General features: G+C 25.8%; 20 protein-coding genes. All 20 read left to right on the top strand.

What is annotated here, in order from left to right; all coding sequences use genetic code 4:
• Positions 1-4 precede the first annotated feature (4 nt).
• The 20 genes from U744_RS0101495 to U744_RS04145 all read left to right on the top strand — a co-directional run bounded on the left by U744_RS0101495 (position 5) and on the right by U744_RS04145 (position 17,664).
• Entirely contained in the window at positions 5-2,005 is a 2,001-nt protein-coding gene (locus tag U744_RS0101495) for a GGDEF domain-containing protein (RefSeq protein ID WP_025755336.1), read from the top strand.
• Complete coding sequence (rplI, locus tag U744_RS0101490; protein ID WP_025755335.1) at positions 1,986-2,444, top strand: 50S ribosomal protein L9; 459 nt, start codon at positions 1,986-1,988, stop codon at positions 2,442-2,444. The genes U744_RS0101495 and rplI overlap by 20 nt, the downstream gene beginning before the upstream one ends.
• Positions 2,431-3,897: a DnaB-like helicase C-terminal domain-containing protein gene (locus tag U744_RS0101485; RefSeq protein ID WP_025755334.1), complete on the top strand. Its 1,467-nt coding sequence runs from the start codon at positions 2,431-2,433 to the stop codon at positions 3,895-3,897. Before rplI ends, U744_RS0101485 begins: the two co-directional genes overlap by 14 nt.
• 57 nt (positions 3,898-3,954) lie before the next feature.
• Complete coding sequence (locus U744_RS0101480; RefSeq protein ID WP_025755333.1) at positions 3,955-5,196, top strand: CNNM domain-containing protein; 1,242 nt, start codon at positions 3,955-3,957, stop codon at positions 5,194-5,196.
• A 65-nt stretch (positions 5,197-5,261) separates the two neighbouring features.
• Positions 5,262-5,555, top strand: coding sequence for a hypothetical protein (locus U744_RS0101475; RefSeq protein WP_025755332.1), 294 nt, complete (start codon positions 5,262-5,264; stop codon positions 5,553-5,555).
• A 1-nt stretch (position 5,556) separates the two neighbouring features.
• Positions 5,557-6,138: a diadenylate cyclase gene (locus tag U744_RS0101470; protein WP_025755331.1), complete on the top strand. Its 582-nt coding sequence runs from the start codon at positions 5,557-5,559 to the stop codon at positions 6,136-6,138.
• Between the two features lie 26 nt (positions 6,139-6,164).
• On the top strand, positions 6,165-7,718 hold the full coding sequence (mgtE, locus tag U744_RS0101465; protein ID WP_025755330.1) for a magnesium transporter: 1,554 nt from the start codon (positions 6,165-6,167) through the stop codon (positions 7,716-7,718).
• Between the two features lie 39 nt (positions 7,719-7,757).
• On the top strand, positions 7,758-8,078 hold the full coding sequence (locus U744_RS0101460; protein WP_025755329.1) for a hypothetical protein: 321 nt from the start codon (positions 7,758-7,760) through the stop codon (positions 8,076-8,078).
• Positions 8,079-8,102: 24 nt separating this feature from the next.
• The gene (locus U744_RS0101455; RefSeq protein ID WP_025755328.1) at positions 8,103-8,669 is read left to right on the top strand and encodes an MHJ_0274 family protein; all 567 of its coding nucleotides are present in this window, start codon (positions 8,103-8,105) and stop codon (positions 8,667-8,669) included.
• Complete coding sequence (gene pgsA / locus U744_RS0101450; RefSeq protein WP_051449491.1) at positions 8,656-9,312, top strand: CDP-diacylglycerol--glycerol-3-phosphate 3-phosphatidyltransferase; 657 nt, start codon at positions 8,656-8,658, stop codon at positions 9,310-9,312. Before U744_RS0101455 ends, pgsA begins: the two co-directional genes overlap by 14 nt.
• Before the next feature lie 39 nt (positions 9,313-9,351).
• A complete protein-coding gene (locus U744_RS0101445; RefSeq protein ID WP_025755326.1) occupies positions 9,352-10,182 on the top strand; it encodes a hypothetical protein in 831 nt (276 codons plus the stop codon).
• A 178-nt stretch (positions 10,183-10,360) separates the two neighbouring features.
• Complete coding sequence (locus tag U744_RS0101435) at positions 10,361-11,416, top strand: phospho-furanose lactonase (protein ID WP_025755325.1); 1,056 nt, start codon at positions 10,361-10,363, stop codon at positions 11,414-11,416.
• Between the two features lie 30 nt (positions 11,417-11,446).
• Entirely contained in the window at positions 11,447-13,282 is a 1,836-nt protein-coding gene (locus U744_RS0101430) for a PTS ascorbate transporter subunit IIC (RefSeq protein WP_025755324.1), read from the top strand.
• Positions 13,283-13,311: 29 nt separating this feature from the next.
• Positions 13,312-13,602 (top strand): PTS sugar transporter subunit IIB, encoded by a 291-nt coding sequence (locus U744_RS0101425; RefSeq protein WP_025755323.1) that lies wholly within the window; start codon positions 13,312-13,314, stop codon positions 13,600-13,602.
• Positions 13,603-13,604: 2 nt separating this feature from the next.
• Complete coding sequence (locus tag U744_RS0101420) at positions 13,605-14,081, top strand: PTS sugar transporter subunit IIA (protein ID WP_025755322.1); 477 nt, start codon at positions 13,605-13,607, stop codon at positions 14,079-14,081.
• A 24-nt stretch (positions 14,082-14,105) separates the two neighbouring features.
• Positions 14,106-14,762, top strand: coding sequence for a 3-keto-L-gulonate-6-phosphate decarboxylase UlaD (locus U744_RS0101415; protein ID WP_025755321.1), 657 nt, complete (start codon positions 14,106-14,108; stop codon positions 14,760-14,762).
• Complete coding sequence (locus tag U744_RS0101410) at positions 14,737-15,615, top strand: L-ribulose-5-phosphate 3-epimerase (protein WP_025755320.1); 879 nt, start codon at positions 14,737-14,739, stop codon at positions 15,613-15,615. The genes U744_RS0101415 and U744_RS0101410 overlap by 26 nt, the downstream gene beginning before the upstream one ends.
• A gap of 43 nt (positions 15,616-15,658) precedes the next feature.
• Positions 15,659-16,324, top strand: coding sequence for an L-ribulose-5-phosphate 4-epimerase (locus tag U744_RS0101405; protein ID WP_281170169.1), 666 nt, complete (start codon positions 15,659-15,661; stop codon positions 16,322-16,324).
• On the top strand, positions 16,305-17,180 hold the full coding sequence (locus tag U744_RS0101400) for an HAD family hydrolase (protein ID WP_025755318.1): 876 nt from the start codon (positions 16,305-16,307) through the stop codon (positions 17,178-17,180). The genes U744_RS0101405 and U744_RS0101400 overlap by 20 nt, the downstream gene beginning before the upstream one ends.
• 1 nt (position 17,181) lies before the next feature.
• Positions 17,182-17,664 (top strand): MPN499 family protein, encoded by a 483-nt coding sequence (locus tag U744_RS04145; protein WP_036431696.1) that lies wholly within the window; start codon positions 17,182-17,184, stop codon positions 17,662-17,664.
• Positions 17,665-17,803 lie beyond the last annotated feature (139 nt).

The raw sequence follows: 17,803 nt of genomic DNA, 5'->3' as shown, positions 1-17,803 counted from the left end.
TACCTTGAGAAATAAAAACAAAATAATTCTATCAATTATATCGCTTGTTGCTTTTTTAATCTTTTTTATTTTATTGTTATTGCCAATTTTAATAAAACAAAATAATACTTTTATTTTAGCAGCATTAATTTTTGGAATTATTTCTGTACTTGTGATTGAATTTTTAATTTTATATTTTATTTTAATTCGTTTTATTAAGTCACGAGAATTAATTGAAAAATCTTTTAATGTTTTTGTTGAGGATATTATGAGTAACAATAACATAGGGATTATTATTTATGATACTGTTCAAGAAATTGCTTGATCTAGTTCTTTTATTAAGAATAAATTTAAAAGCAATTTTATTGGATGAAAAATTGAAGATTTTTTTAAAATATTTGAAAAAAAATTAAATAAATCATTTAATTTAAATCAAACAAAAATTGAGTTTAAAGATGACGATAATTTTTATGAAGCTCAATTTTGGAGTTCATCAAATGCAATTGTAATTAGAGATATTTCAACTGAATATTTATTTAAAAATGAAGCACAAGAGCAAAAATCAGTTATAGGAGAAGTTGAAATTGATAATTTTCAACTTTACCAGTCAATTCTTTCTGAAGAAGAAATTTTTAGAATTAATAAAATTGTTATTGATATTATTGATGAATATGTTAAAAAATACAATATTATTTATAGACAATATACAAATGGCAAATTTATTATTTTAACTAATGAACAAACTTTAGAAAAATTGAAACAAGAAAAATTTGAACATTTTTTTAATATAAATGACAAAGGCGCAATCGGAATTAACAAAATTTCACTATCAATTGGTTTTGCAAGTGGATGAAGTTCTCTTCAAACACAATTAGAGCAAGCTAAAAAAGCTTTATTACAATCTCACAGTCGTGGAGGAGATCAAGTTGTTGTATTTTCAAATATTGAAAAGCCAATTTATTTTGGTTCTTATTCAGAAATTATTCCAGATAATAGTCGTACTAAAATTAAACAAATTACTTTACAGATTAAAGACAAGCTTCAAAACAAAGATATTGAACGGGTAATAATTTATGGGCATTCAATTGCTGATTTAGATTCAATTGGAGCTAGTTATGGATTATATGAAATAGCCAAGTCTTTTGGTAAAGAAGCCTATATTGGCGGGGTTACTTTTGATAGCACAGCTTTAACTATGATGTATGATATTAAAAAACAAGTAGAAGAAGCATATTCTATTAAAAACATGCAAACTTTGTCTAAATTAACTAATAATAAAACTATGGTTATTTTTGTTGATAATTCAGATGTTAGTCGAACTGATAATCCAAATGCATTGATTAACACAGATAGAAATAATGTTTTTGTTCTTGATCATCATAGAGTGGCCAAAAGCATTGATTATTGCCCTAGAATTAATGCTTATATTGATACAATTGCTTCATCGGCTTCAGAAATTGTAACAGAGGTTATTTCATTTATGGATGGTGAAATAAAAATAAGTGAACTAGCAGCGCAATTGTTATTAAATGGTATTTATTTAGATACTAATCAATTTTCAAAATCAGTTTCTCAAAAAACTTTTGTAGCAGCAGGTTATTTAGAATCAAAAGGTGCAAAAAGTTCTGAAGCTACTGAAATTTTAAAAATTGATGAAAAAACACAAAAAAAAGTAGAAAAATTACTTGAAAATTTAATCGAGATAAAACCAGGGTATTTTCTTTCATATTCAAATATTGTAGCTTCAAATGATACTATTTCAATTGCTGCTAATGAAGTATTAAAAATTAAAGGCAGAATTGCTTCCTTTGTTGTAGCACGACTTCAAAGTAAAAAAGAAAATATTTATAAATTAAGTGCTCGAGGTATTAACACTAATGTTCAAATCATTTGTGAATCAGTTGGTGGTGGAGGACATTTTGGCGTCGCAGCAGCTGTATCAAATGAAGATTTAGATACCTTTGTTGATAATATAAAACATGCAATTATAATGACAGGAGATAGAGATGAAAGTAATTTTAATTAAAGACTGCAAAGATGGTCAAGCAAACACAATTATTGAAGTATCAAATGGTTATGGTACAAATTATTTAATTAAAAATGGTTATGGGCTTCCATATAATGAAAGAACTGCAAAATCATTAGAAAGAAAATTACAAGAAATTTCAGCTAATGAACATCAAACTCGTTCAGAATATATTCAACTTAAAAATAAACTTGAAGAAATAACATTGCATTTTAATTTAACTGCAACAATTGATAAAAATCACAATTTAAATGTGCACAAAAGTGTTTCAACTAAGGATGTTGTTGAAGAAATTAGAAAAAAGGGATTTAGTTTACCAAAACACTCTTTAGAAAAAATTCATTTTATTTCTGAAGGAACCCATGAAGTTATTGTCAAATTATATAAGGATATCACCGCTACTATTAGAGTGGAGATAAAATTAGATGTCCATAAATAATCAATTTAATAATTTACTAGTTGAAATTAAAACTTTTTTAAATCCAAATACCAAATATAAAAATGACAACATTGAAAAAAGTGTGCTTGCTGCAATGTTTGAGGATGAAGAACTTCAACAAAGAGGTTGTCAGTATTTAAAAAGTAATGATTTTTTTATCAAAGAAAATCAACAAGTATTTAATTATATTTTGCTTTTAAAAAAAACAGTTGGAAGTGTAATTCCGCACTTTTCTTATTCAGATTTAATTGCTAATTTAACTAAAATTGCAGATAAATTAGAATTTAATCATGTAAATGAGGCAACTATTTCATATATATATGCTGAATCATTTAATCCAACATTATTTTTAAGCAATGTTGAACAATTAATTGACTTAACTAAAATGCGTAATTTGGAAGCTTTTTATACTTTTGAACTTTCAAGATTACAAAAAAATAATGAAAATAATTTTTTATGAAGTGATGCTTATTATAACATTCAGAACTTTTTAGAAGAAAATGGTCAAAATTCAATTAATAGTAGCAGTTTTATGCATTTAAAGGATAGTGCCAATGAATTGCTTAAAAGTATTGATGAAAAATTTATTGGTGAAATCAATGATAATGAAACAAAAACTAAATTTCATGCAGTTGATTATTATGTTAATTCATTTAAACCTGGACAATTAATTATTCTTGCAGCACGTCCTGGAATTGGGAAAACTGCCTTTGCTTTAAATATTGCTCGAAATATAGCTTTAGAAAATATAGAAAATCAAGTTAATACCATTAACTCGTTATCACAAAATAAAAAAAATCGAAATGTGGCTTTTATTTCACTGGAAATGCCTGGAAGCGAATTGACTTCAAGATTTTTATCAACACATTCACAGATTGAGTTAGATAAAATCCAAAATCCAAAAATTTTAAGAGATATGGAATTATCAAAATTGCATGCTAGTACTATTCAATTTAATGAAATGAATGTTTATTTTGATGATGTTCCTACAAGTAATATTGATGAGATTAGTTGAAAAATTCGTAAATTAAATAAGGATTTAAACTACAATCTTAATTTAGTTATTGTTGATTACTTGCAATTAATAGCTGCTTCTAAAAATGTTACAGGAAATCGCCAAAATGAAGTTTCAAGTATTTCAAGACAGCTTAAAACTCTTGCGCTTGAATTGAAAATTCCAATTTTAGCACTTTCACAACTTTCTCGTTCAGTTGAACATCGTGAGAATAAAACTCCACAATTAAGTGATTTACGTGAATCTGGAGCAATTGAACAAGATGCTGATATTGTTATTTTTTTAAGCAAATATAATGATTCAAAAAATAATAATATAGATAACGAGTATAATACTATTGTTACTGTAGCAAAAAATAGAAATGGTCAAATTGGACAATCAAAAATGTTTTATGAAGGAAAAATCGTTAGTTTTAACGATGTTAAAAAGAAATATTAAAAGGATAAAATGAACCCTATATCGAAGAATAATTTTTTTCAAAAGGATTTTTAAATTATGAGTAGTTGAGTGATAACTATTATTTTTATTTTTGTGATTTTACTTTTTGTTTTAAGTAGTATTTTTAGTGGATCTGAAACTGCATATAGCACTATTTCAGCTGCCAAATTAAATGATATGATTGAAAAAAAAGCACACAATTCAGTTCTTATTAAAAAACAAAAAAGTAAATTTAATCAAGTTTTAAGCACAATCCTAATAGGAAATAACATTGTTAATGTTGGCTCATCAGTTTTGACTTCTTATTTGATTGGTATTTTCTTTGCAAATTCAGGTAATAATTTTTTACCTACAATTATTTCATTGGTTGTAGTTACCCCTATTTTGGTTATTTTTGGAGAAATTGTTCCGAAATTAATTGCTAAATCTCACTCAGAAAAGTATTTACAAATTTTTTCACCTTTTATTGAATTTATGTATTGAATATTATACATTTTCACCTTACCTGTAAGTAAATTAGGAAAAGAAGTATTGATTACCAACACAGAAGATGATTTAAAGAAAATTATCAATTTAGCTCAAAATGAAGGAGTATTACAAACTGGGGAAAGTATTTTAACAAAAAATGCTCTTGATTTAAATTCAACTAAAGTTCAGCAACATTATATTCGCTTAAAAGATGTTACATTTCTTGATTATCGTGATAATATTTCCAAAGCACATCAACTTTTTAAAGAAACTAATTATTCAAGAATTCCAGTAGTGAAAAATGATAATTTAATTGGAATGATTATTTTAAAAGATATTTTTTGACTTAAACGTGGAAAAATTATTAATTATATGCAAACAGTTCCGTTTGTTTCATCTAATTCAAATCTTTCATCTGCACTTGATAAAATGAGACAAGCTCGAGCTCAGATGGCTTTTGTAGTTGAAAATAACTCATCAACTAAAGTAATTGGAATTATTACAATTGAAGATATTATTGAAGAAATTGTTGGTGAAATTTACGATGAACATGATAATGATGAAAAAATTTATGAATTGTCACTTGAAAAATCTCAAGTACAATCAGATCTTTATATTTATGATATTTTTAAACAGTTAGAAATTGAACTTTCACTTTTAGATGAACAAGAACAAGAATTAACCTTAGAACAGTATTTACTGCATAAAACAGGTGATAAAAAACTATATAAAAAAACAACTTTTGTTTTAGCAGAGAAGTATCAATTTAAAATAATTTCACTTCCTAAAAACAAAAAAGAAAATGCTATTATTGAAATCACTAAATTATAGAGACTTTTTTTAATAAATATGACTATTTTTGAGTAAAATTAAAATAAAAAAAATAAGGAGCGAAAATGAAAGAAAAAATAAAAAAGAAACTTAAAAAATTTTTTAAGGAATCAACAGAGACTTCGCTTCCTTCTGATTATTTTGTTGAACTTCGCAAAAAAGAAATTGCCCGTATCATTGAAAACACATATACTTCTGATGGAAAAATTAAACCAGAATTAACCTTAAAAGAAATTCAAGATAAACAACTAAAAAATAAAAAAGAATTTTATTGAAAACTGGCATATATTGCATTAGTGGTAGGATTAATTATTTTACTTATTTTAGCTGCATATTTAATAGGTGAGGCTGCTGCATAGTATGGATATTATTACTTTCATTATTATCATTATTATTTTAATTTTAGTTTTGTGCATTCTTTATTTACTAATGTTTGAAAGAATCAAAGAATTGATTTTAAAAAGGATTATTAAAAATAAATATCGTTCATTAGGAAAATCAAGTCAAATTAGATTGCTTTATGAGTTGTACGAAGCAGTTTATCATTTTTCAAAAAACAAAATAGGCGCATTAATTACTATTGAAAACAATGAAAACTTAGATTCATTAAGAACAGATGGTATCATTTTAAATTCTAATATTTCAAGTTCACTATTAATTGCAATTTTTAACAAAGAAAGTCCTATTCATGATGGTGCAGTTTTAATTCGTGATAACAAAATTTATTATGCAGCAACTTTTTATAAAATTACTCGTAAAAGTGTTGACAATAATTTAGGTTCACGTCATAGAGCAGCGCTTGGAATTTCTGAACAATCTGATTCAATTACAATTGTTGTATCTGAAGAAAATGGTTCAATTCGAATTGTCAAATCAGGAGTGATTCATAAAGTTAAAATTGAAGATTTTAGAGATGAATTAGGTAAATATTTAAAAGGTTAATTAAGTAAAGAAAGAAAAATTTATTTATGAAACAAACAAATAACTCTGAATTACATAATGACTGAAAAAATCAAATTGAGATTGAATTAATAAAACTTATCAATCAAAAAAATATTAGTGCCTTGCGTAATTTTGTTCAAGAGTATCCAATGGCTGATATTGCAGCAGGAACTGAAGTTTTAAATCCAAGTGAACAACTTTATTTGCTGAGAATTTTAAAAACTTCTGATGCAGCTGAACTGTTTTCATATTTAGCTGAAGATATTCAATATAATTTAGTGTATAGTTTAACTGAACAAACAGAAAGTTGTGGAATCAATGTTTTAAAAGAGTTGCAAACTGATGAACTAGCTGATGTTTTAGAAGACTTACCAGCTAATTTAACTCGCAAAATTTTAAATGCAACTGATAAAGAAAAACGTGAAAAAGTTAATTCTATTTTAGCTTATGAAGATTCACAAGTTGGAAGCATTATGTCAGTTGATATCTCAACAGTTATTAATACTTGAACTTGCAAAATGGCTTTATTAAAAATTAAAAGTGATTATCGCAATAAATTAGAATTAACACATAATATTTATGTAACTGATAAAAATGGACTTTTAATTGGAAACACTACTTTAGAAGAAATAGTTTTTTCAGATGATGAAGATATCATTGAAAATATTTCATCACCAGTTAGAGCAATATACACTTCTGATTCAAAAGAATTAGCTTCACTTATATTTGCCGAGCAAGATCGTTCTACCTTACCAGTAATTAATCATGATAATTTCTTAATTGGAATGATTACTTCTGATGATGTAATTGATGTCATTCAAGAAGCAGCCACTGAAGATATTTATAAAATGAGTGGAATTAATCCTGAATTAGTAGAAGAAAATTATTTAAAAACTAGTGTTAAATCAATTGTTAAGTCTCGAATTTTTTGACTTTTAGTGCTTATGCTTTCAGCTACTTTAAGTCAATTTGTTATTCAACAATTTACTGATATAAGTGAGACATTTATTAATAACACTCTTACAATTAGCATTCCAACAGCTATTATTGTTGGATTGATTCCAGTTATTTCTGGATCAGCAGGGAATGCTGGATCGCAAAGTTCAACAACTATTACTCGAGCTGCTGCACTTGGTGAAATTGCTCGCAAGGATATTTCTAGAGCAATTTGAAAAGAAATTAAAGTAGCAGCAATTGTTGGTTTGTTCATGTTTTTGTTTAATATTATTAGACTATATATTTATTTTGCTATTTTTAGAGATTATCATGTTTCATGAGCAGGATATACATTTGTAATTGTTGGTAGTTCTATTTCACTTTTTTTAGTTGTAGTTTTTGCTAAATTTTTAGGAACTATTATTCCAATTATTGCAATTCGTTTAAAAAAAGATCCAGCTGTTATGTCAGCTCCAATTTTAACTACTCTTTCAGATGCTTTATCAACTTTGATTTTTTTTGCTATTAATATTGGAATGCTTTATTTAGGAGTAAAACTTGGTTCAATACCTACAACTGAATTATCCAACGGAGCTGAAATTGGAAATTATTTAAAAGAAGTTATCAGTGAAATTAATTTTTAGTTTTGATGATTTTTTAAGTTTTAAATTAAAGGAATAAATATGAAAATTGCTAATATTGAAAAAATTAAATTAATTGCAGAATCATTGCAAGATGCTCAAAAAGAAGTTCGTGAATTAAAAAGAGAATTAAATAATTTAGTTAAAAATACTGAAGTGGAAATTAACGAACCCCTTGCAAATGGAGGAAGAATCATTTATAAAAGGGTAACTCCAAAACCAACTTTTAATTATCGACAATATAGTGTTTTTTTGCACACAAAAATTCAAAAATCAACTTTGACTGAACAAGAATTAAATGATATCATGAAAGAATTTACTGAACAAAAAGCTGACAAATGAAAATTAAAAATTGAAAAATAATTGATAATTATTTAAAGGAGAAATATGAATTTTCTTAGTGGAAATAATCTTTTTGTGTATATTATTTTAGGAGCTTTAGTTTTAGCTGTTTTAGGATTTGTAATTTGACAGAACATAAACAATAAATTAAAAAAACGCAAGCAAAAAAGAGAATCAGATGCTTTTGAAAATGATTCACGTGAATATGTAAATTATTTAATTGTAGAAATTAACGAAATTATTAATTTAACTAAACATGAGCTTAATAATTTTCAAGTAAGTATAGGATCTGTTAAAATGAGTGATATTAATTTATCAGCAAATGCATTGTTAAATGATATTGTTCAACGAGATAAATTCAAGCGATATGTTTTGTCAAATCCAAATTATAGTGATTTTGTATTAAAAATTTCAGCACTTAAAGATGCTAAAGCCAATTTATGAGAAAATAAATTTGAATATTTAATTGACTACTTTAAGGATAAGTTAAAAACTATTGAAGTGGATTTATCTTCAGAAAAAGTTAAACAGGAAATTGAATATGTGCAAAATAGTTATAATTTTCAAATAAATAATCGAATTGAAATGAGAAAGAAAAATGAAATTAAATAAAGAATTTTTACAAAAGAATAAAATCCCTAATTTATTAACTATTTTTCGCATTATAATGGCTTTATTATCAATTGTGATACTGACAGTTTTTTATATTTTGCAAAAAAATAATTTTTATTTATCATCATTAATAGATAGTGAATCTAAATCAATAAGAATTTATTTTTTATATATATTTTTATTTATTTTTATCATTGCAATGATTAGTGATTTTTTAGATGGTTATTTAGCTCGCAAATGAAATGTTATCTCAAATTTTGGAAAATTATGAGATCCTTTAGCTGATAAAATGATTACTTTGGTAGCTCTAATTTTTTTAACAACTGAAAAATTTTACTTACTCCCTATTGTGGCAATTATTTTAATTCGTGATTTAATTGTTGATGGATCCCGAACATTACTTGTGAGTAAAAATATTGATATTGCAGCATCAAAACTTGGAAAGATAAAAACTTTTTATATTTCAATTGTTATTATTTGCACTTTAATTAGTTCAATTATTTTAGATAGTACATCATTTAACAATTACTATGTTGATTTAAGTTACTTTATTTTAAATAATATTTTACTTTCAGTTGGAGCTATTATTAGTGTTATTTCAGGATATCAGTATGTTAAATTTGCAATCCCATATATTAAATAAAATTTATTTTCTAGTTTATTTTTTATTCAAAATTTTATAATGAAAAAACTAAAAACTTTAACATTATTATTTGTTAGTGGATTTATTTTTTGTTATCTACCTTTAGTTGGGATATCATGTATAAATTTCAATAAATATACTTTTCAAAATAAATTTAAAGAATTTGAACAGTATATTGAAAATTTAAAAACAAAAGTTTTAAAACAAAAATATGAATCATTAACATATTTATATTATTCATTAAATTCTATTTATGAAGAAATGAAGAAATTCAATAATTTATCTTCATTTGAAATACCAGAAAATGATTATATTTTTACAACAGCAGCACTTGAAACTAATCTCACTGTTGCAAGAGAAATTGAAACCAATATTTTAAAGAAAAAATGAGAACCCACTTCAAAGGAGGCTCTAGCTGGTTATTATTTAGTTTGAAATAAAAAACATGGGAATGCATGAATTTTAAGTAATTTTAAAAATAATTTTTTTGAAATATACAATAAAATTAATTCTCTTAAAAAAGAAAATTTTCAATCAATTGAAAATTTTTCCAAATTAAAAGAAATAATTGAAAATTTTAAAAGTTATTATCAAAAAGTTGAAAATCTTTTTGAAGAAATTATGAATACATTTTTTACTACCAAAGTTTTTAATTCAATTTTAGAATTAGATATTTACTATAATTTTTTTCTAGAATTAAACAAAAAAGAAGAAATGTACAACAAAATATCTAATTTATCAAATCTAAAAATAAAAGATGAGATTGATAAATTATACAAACAAATTGATTTAATTGATCAGTCTGATTATTTTGAAATATTCAATCAAGCAATTGAAAAATATTTACATGATTTTAAAAATACAAATTAATTATTTTTTGTATAAAAAACAAGGATGCTGATGCATCTTTTTTTATTTTAACTAAATCTAATTTTGTTTTTAAACATTTATATAAATATATTAAAAAAGTGGAAACTTTTTGCAAAATTATTATTTTTTTTAATATTTAACTAAAATATAAACATTAAAACTATTAAAAAGGAGGCAGATGAGAAAATTTGCAAGAACAGTTTTAGGGGACATTGACCCCAGTGAGTTAGGGATAACTGATTGTCATGATCATTTAATTAAAAATTATGGCCCTGAGGCACATGAACATCCTGATTTTGTTATGATGTCAGTTGATGCCGCTGTTAAAGAAATGAATGAATACATTTTAAAAGGTGGAAAAACTTTGGTTACTATGGATCCACCTAATGTGGGCAGAGATGTATACAAAACATTAGAAATTGCTGAAAAACTTAGAGGAAAAGCTAACATTATTATGGCAACTGGGTTTCACAAAGCAGCTTTCTATGATAAAGGTGCTTCATGACTTTCGCTTGCTCCAATTGATGATATTGTTAAAATGATTGTAGCTGAAATTGAAGAAGGAATGGATGAATTAAATTATTCAGGTCCTGTTGTTAAACGTTCAAAATCAAAAGCTGGAATTATTAAAGCTGGAACTGGATATGCAGCAATTGATAGACTTGAATTAAAATCACTTGAAATTGCAGCTCGCTCAAGTATTGAAACTGGAGCACCAATTTTAGTGCACACACAACTTGGAACCATGGCTTATGAAGCAGCGCAACATTTAATTGATTTTGGTGCAAATCCAAGAAAAATACAACTTTCACATTTAAATAAAAATCCTGATAAATATTACTATGAAAAAATTATCAAGGATTTAGGAGTAACTCTTTGTTTTGATGGACCAGATCGTGTTAAATACTACACTGATGCTACTTTAGCTGAAAATATTAAGTATTTAGTCGATAAAGGATATCAAAAACATATAACTTTATCTCTTGATGCCGGAAGAATTCTTTACCAAAGACATTACGGAATTGAAAAAGGAAAACAAACTTTTGGTCTTGGTTATTTATTTGATCGTTTTTTACCACTTCTTAAACAAGTTGGAATTAATGAACAAGCAATTGAAGATATTTTAATTAATAACCCAAGAGAAATTTTAACTTTTGATGAAAAAAGAACTTTTGATTTATCAAAAGTCAATCCTCGTGTTTTAGAACTTAAAGAGGTTTTAAAAGTTAAATAATTTATTTTTTTACAAAATGAAAGGCAGATAATGCAATCACTGTTTAAAAAAGAATCAAGAAAAAGAATGCTTTTTGCTTGACTTGGATTTCTTTTAGCTAATTTGATAATTATTTTAGTTACTGTATTAGTTAAAATTGCAAATCCAGGAAATAACATTGCGCCTTGAAGTTCAAAAGCCTTTAGTGCAGCATTTTTTTTCTTAATTAAAGTTGTTTACTTAGACAACTTTCTTAGACAGACACCTCTTCTTTTAGGATCTTTAACTTTAGTTGGATATCTTTCAATTGGAAGAGGAGTCAAAGATTCAATTATTGGCGCATTAAAAACCATTATTGGATTTATTTTACTCCAAATTGGAGCAGGTACATTAGTTGGAATGGCAAAACCAGTATTTGAAAACATAAAAGAAATTGGTGGTTCAAATGTTGTTCCTCTTGATCCTTATTTTTCTCTAGCAAATGCAAATGAATTTTTAGGATCAAAAAACTTACTTTTCTTAGGTAATGATTTAACATCACTTATGTCATTTGCTTTACTTGTTGGATTTATTGTGAATATTATTTTAGTGTTACTTAAAAAAATAACCAATGTAAATTCAATTATGGTAACAGGGCATGTTATGTTGCAACAAGCAGCAGTTGTAACAACTATTTTTTATATTCTTTTATTTAGGGGGGGGATCTTACAAACAGCTGGAGAACAAATTGGATTAGTTTTAATTTCAGGACTTTTCCTTGGAGTTTATTGAGGTGTTGCTTCTTCATCAACTTTAAAAGCAACTAATTTAGTAACTCAAGATGCCGGATTTGCTGTTGGGCATCAACAAATGTTTGCTATTGCAACCACTTATAAATTAGGGCGTTTCTTTGGTACAAAAGAAGATTCTGCTGAAAATAAAAAACTTCCTTCATACTTAAAAATTTTTGAAGATAATATTTTTACTCAAACAATTATTATTTTGTTTTTATTTTTAGTGCTATTTATAATTTTAATTATTAATAGCAAAGGTGGAATTTTAAATGAAACATATACTGGATTCAAACCTGAAAATCTTAAAGTTTGAAATAGTGTATTTGGTGGTTCTAACTTCTTATTTATAATTTTAGGTGGATCACTTAGAATTGTTGCTTCATTGATTGCAATCATAACAGGAGTTAGAATGTTTATTACTGAACTTCAACAATCATTCCATGGTATTAGTGAAAAAATTATTCCAAACTCAGTAGTTGCAGTTGATGTTGCTGCTGTGTATGGATTTTCAATTAATTCAGTAACTTATGGATTTCTTTCAGGAGTTATTGGACAATTTTTAGCAGTTGGCCTTGTAATTGGACTTTCATTAATTCCAGAACAAAACTTTATATCAATTACTATTCCATTGTTTATTACTTTATTTTTTAACTCAGGATCACTAGGAGTATATGCAAATGCTTCAGGAGGATTTAGAGCAGCTTTACTTTTACCAGGAATAATTGGATTTGCAGAAGTTTTAATTGTATCAATTGCACTTAGATTAGTTTCAAATGCAACCCCTTCAGCAATTCCTGAAGAAATTGCAAAGGTTAATAGCGCTGAAATTGCAAGATTGACAACTACAATTAAAGATTCAAATAATAAAGTAACATTTGAAGCTCTTAATGTAATCAACCCAGTTGCAACTGGATACATTGGAATGGCTGATTGAACCTTGTTCTTTGGTGTATTAATGATTATTTCATCATTTAATTCAATTTTTGCTTGAATTGTTATTGTAGTTTCAATTATTGCAATGCTAGCAATTGGACAAATTATTGACACAGGAATTCAAACTAAAAAGACTTTTTTACAAAGTTTATTTAAATTAAATCCTACCTTAAAACAATAAACAAAAATTATATTTTGTAAAGGAAAAATATGAATGGACCTTTAAAAATTGTTGCTGCTTGCGGCAATGGTATGGGAACTTCAATGATTATTAAATTGAAAGTTCAAAAAATATGTAAAGAATTAAATATTGATGCTTCAGTTGAAGCGCTTTCAATGGGTCAATCAAAGGGAATGACTAATAGTGTTGATATTATCATTTCTTCAAAACATTTATCAAGCGAATTTAATCATCAACAAAAAGCAAAAATTGTGGGTGTTACTAATTTAATGGATGAAAATGAAATTAGAAATGCTCTCAAAGAAGCTTTAGGATTGTAAAAATGAAAATTAATTTACTTGATATTTTAAAAAAATATAAAACAATTAATTTGCAACAAAGTGCAAAAAATTGAGAAGAAGCTGTTTATTTATCAATTAAACCATTAATTGATAAAAATTTAGTTGAACCTCGTTATTATGATGCAGTAATTAATTCCACCAAAGAACATGGTCCATATTATATTATTGCTGATAATTTAGCAATGCCACATGCACAAAGTGATGCTGGAGTATTAGAAAATTCATTTTCACTTGTAACTTTAACTAAACCTGTATATTTTGAAAATGATCCACGACCAGTTCGAGTGTTAATTGCTCTTGCTGCAACAAGCGCTGATGTTCATACTTCTGAAGCTCTACCACAAATTATTGCTGTGTTTGAAAATCCAGAAGTTGTAAATAAAATTGCTCTTGCTGCAAAAAAAGAAGAAGTAATTGATATTATTGAAAAAATTGACTTTCAAAAATATTTAACTTAAAATTTAAATTTAAAAAGGAGGATTATGAGATTACCTTTATTACAAATAGCCTTAGATAACTTAACAATAGAGCAAGCAATCAAAGATGCACAAAAAGCAAGAAAATATATTGATGTAATTGAAGTTGGAACTATTTTATTAGCTTCAGAAGGTAAAAAAGCAATTTCAGAATTAAAAAAAGCTTTTCCTGAAAAAATTATTGTTGCTGATGGAAAAATTGCTGATGCAGGAAAAATATTTGGAAAAATGTTTTTTGATAATGGTGCTGATTATATTACAGCTATTTGTGCTGGTGAAATTGCTACTATGAAGGATTTAGTTGATTTGGCTAAAACTTATGGTCCTGATAAAGAAATTCAAGTAGAAATGACTTCTAATTTCACTTGAGAACAAGTACAAGCTTGAAAACAAGCAGGAGTAACTCAAGTTGTTTGACATAGAGCAAGAGATGCTCAAGCTGTAGGAGTTACTTGAGGACAAAAAGATATTGATGTTGTTTCTAAATTAGCAAATTTAGGATTTAAAGTAACAGTTACTGGTGGAGTTTCTGTTGAAGATATTAAACTTTTCAAAAATATTCCAATCTATATTTTTATTGCTGGGAGATCAATTAGAGATGCTGCAAACCCAGAATTGGCAGCAAAAGAATTTCAAAATGAATTTAAAAAATACTGAACCTAAATCATCTCGCTTTGTTGGAATTTATGAAAAAGCTTTAAATAATAAATTTTCATGAGAACAAAAAATTGATATTGCAAAAGCAGCTGGTTTTGATTTTATTGAGTTTAGTGTTGATGAATCAGATTTTCGTTTAGAACGTTTAAATTGATCAAATGAACAAATTAATCAATTAAAAAAAATATTAATTGAAAAAGATTTTTATTTCAATTCAATGTGTTTAAGTGCACATCGCAAATATCCTTTTGGGTCACATGATCCTAAGATTAGAGCTAAAGCTTTAGAAATTATGGAAAAAGCTTTAATACTTGCTAAAAAATTAGGAATACGTTTAATTCAAATAGCAGCTTATGATGTTTATTATGAAAAAGCAAATTCTATAACACGAAAAAATTTTATTTTAGGAATGAAAAAATGTGCATTTCTTGCACAAAAGTATAATATTACTTTAGCCTTTGAAACAATGGATACTACATTTGCTGGAACTATTAGTAAGTGTTTAACTTTTTTAAACGAAATTAATATGCCAAATTTTTATATTTATCCAGATATTGGAAATTTAAATCAATTTACCAAAGATATTGAAAATGAAATTATGTTAGGGAAAAATAAAATTGTGGCTTTTCATTTTAAAGATACAACGCCAACAAAATTTAAAGAAGTTCCCTGAGGTGAAGGAACTGTTGATTTTGTGAAAACTTTAAAAGCAATTAAACAAATTAATTTCCAAGGACCAATTTTAATTGAAATGTGATCTAAAAATCATTTAGATGAAACAAATGAACAAAATATTGCTAAATTACAAAAAGCAATGCAATTTTACAAAGATCAATGAAAGAGAGCCAAAGGTGAATAATCAGGAAATTAAAAAGCTAAAAGAATCTGTTTATGAAGCTAATATGTTACTCTATAAATATAAATTAGCAATTCATACTTGAGGAAATGTTTCAGGAATTACTAAAGATCGTAAATATATGGTTATTAAGCCAAGCGGTGTAAGTTATGAAACTATGAAACCTGATGATATGGTTGTTGTTGATATGAATAACAATATTATTAATTCGCAATTAAATCCATCAAGTGACACACCAACTCACACATTAATTTACAAACAAAATAAAAACATTCAAGGAATTGTACACACTCATTCACCATTTGCTGTTGGATGGGCACAAGCAGGAAAATCAATACCATGTTTTGGAACTACTCATGCTGATAATTTTTATGGATCAATTCCATGCACTCGTGAATTAACAGATCAAGAAATTAATACAGAATATGAACACAATACAGGACTTGTAATTATTGAACATTTCACTAAAAACAACATTAGTTTTGAATCAAGTTTGGCAACTTTGGTTAAAGAACATGGGCCATTTGTTTGATCAACAAAAAATCCAATTGATGCAGTTAATTTGGCTTTAACTTTAGAAGAAATTGCCAAAATGGCACTGTATACTATTACTATAGATCCAAATAAAACTCAAGCAAATCAAACACTTCAAGACAAACACCATTTTCGTAAACATGGACCAAATGCTTACTATGGACAAAAAACTAGATAATTTAGAAAATAAAATTGACAATCTTTTTTTTGACTTAGATGGAACTTTGTTGCAAAGTGATAAAACCATTTCCAAAGAAACATTAATTGCACTTGAGAAATTAAAAAAACAAAATAAAAAAATTTCTATTGTTACTGGAAGACCTTATTATTTTGCAAAAGAAGAAGCAGAATTACTTGATATTGATTTTCCAATTGTGGCATGTAATGGTTCAATTGTTTTTGATTTTAAACAAAACCAAGTTATTTTTGCCAATCCAATTGATGTTCAAACAACTAAAATGATTTTTGATATTTTAATTAAATATAATATTACATTTTTAATTTATACAACAGAACAAATGATTGGTTTTACTCGTGAAAATCATATCCCAAGATGATTTAATTGACTTAAAAATACTCTTGCAAGTAAAAAACCCAGACACCGTTTTAAAATTGATTTTTTTAGCACAAACAAAGCTGAAAAATTTGACATTGAAAAACACCAAATTATTAAATTTTTGCTAATTAAAGAAGATTGCACTTCAGAACAAATTACATTAGTTAAAAACAAATTACAATTTTTTAAAAATATTTATTTATTACAATCACAAAGTAATGTTATCGATGTGATGCCAAAAAATTGTTCAAAAGGTAATGCTTTACAATGATTGGCGAAAAATTATCATTTTAGTTTAGAAAATACCATTGTATTTGGTGATGAGTACAATGATGTATCTATGTTTCAAGTTGCTAGATATTCAGTTGCAATGGGTCAGAGTGCAATTGATATTAAAAAATATAGCACTTTTGAAACTTTATCAAACAATGAAAATGGAATAGCTAATTTTATTAACTTAAATTTACTAAAACAATAAAATGAAATACAAAAAAACAATTAAAACAATTAAAATTAATCAAACTAGCAATGGGTATTGATTAATTCCAAAAATGCTAAACATTTTCAGTTATAAAATTTCTAATTTTGTTATTAAACATACTGCTACATTAGATGATATGATTGAAAAAAATAATTTTACTGATCAAGAAATAATTTTTTCATTCAATGGTGATCATCATTTTAAAAAATTTAATGAGTTAATGAAAAAAAGAAAAATTCAATTTTATTTAGATGAATTTAAAATTGTAAAAATGTCTAAAAATGATACTTTTGAATTTGAATTAAATGAAAATATTAAAATAGTTTGAGATTACCAGGGTATTTTAGCTATTTATCAAGGAAAAATTCCATTTTTTAGTCTAAATTGATATCAAGAATTTTATTTAGAAAATCTTAAACATAATCCTACAATTAAGCAAATTTTAATTTACTGAACCAAAAAAGGTTATCAAATAAAATAACTTTTTAAATTTTAATAACTAAACACACTTTTGTGTGTTTTGTTTTTTATATTCATTAATTTACTAAATAAAATCAAATTAGATTTAAAATAAGTTAAATTTTTTAAAATAAATTTATATAATTATTTTGCTAGTTGTG

Source organism: Mycoplasmopsis cricetuli ATCC 35279 (assembly GCF_000526955.1).
In the GTDB taxonomy this organism is placed as follows: Bacteria; Bacillota_I; Bacilli_A; order Mycoplasmatales; family Metamycoplasmataceae; genus Mycoplasmopsis; species Mycoplasmopsis cricetuli.
The sequence above is the reverse complement of the archived record's forward strand: the minus strand, read 5'-3'. Positions and strand labels throughout refer to the sequence as shown.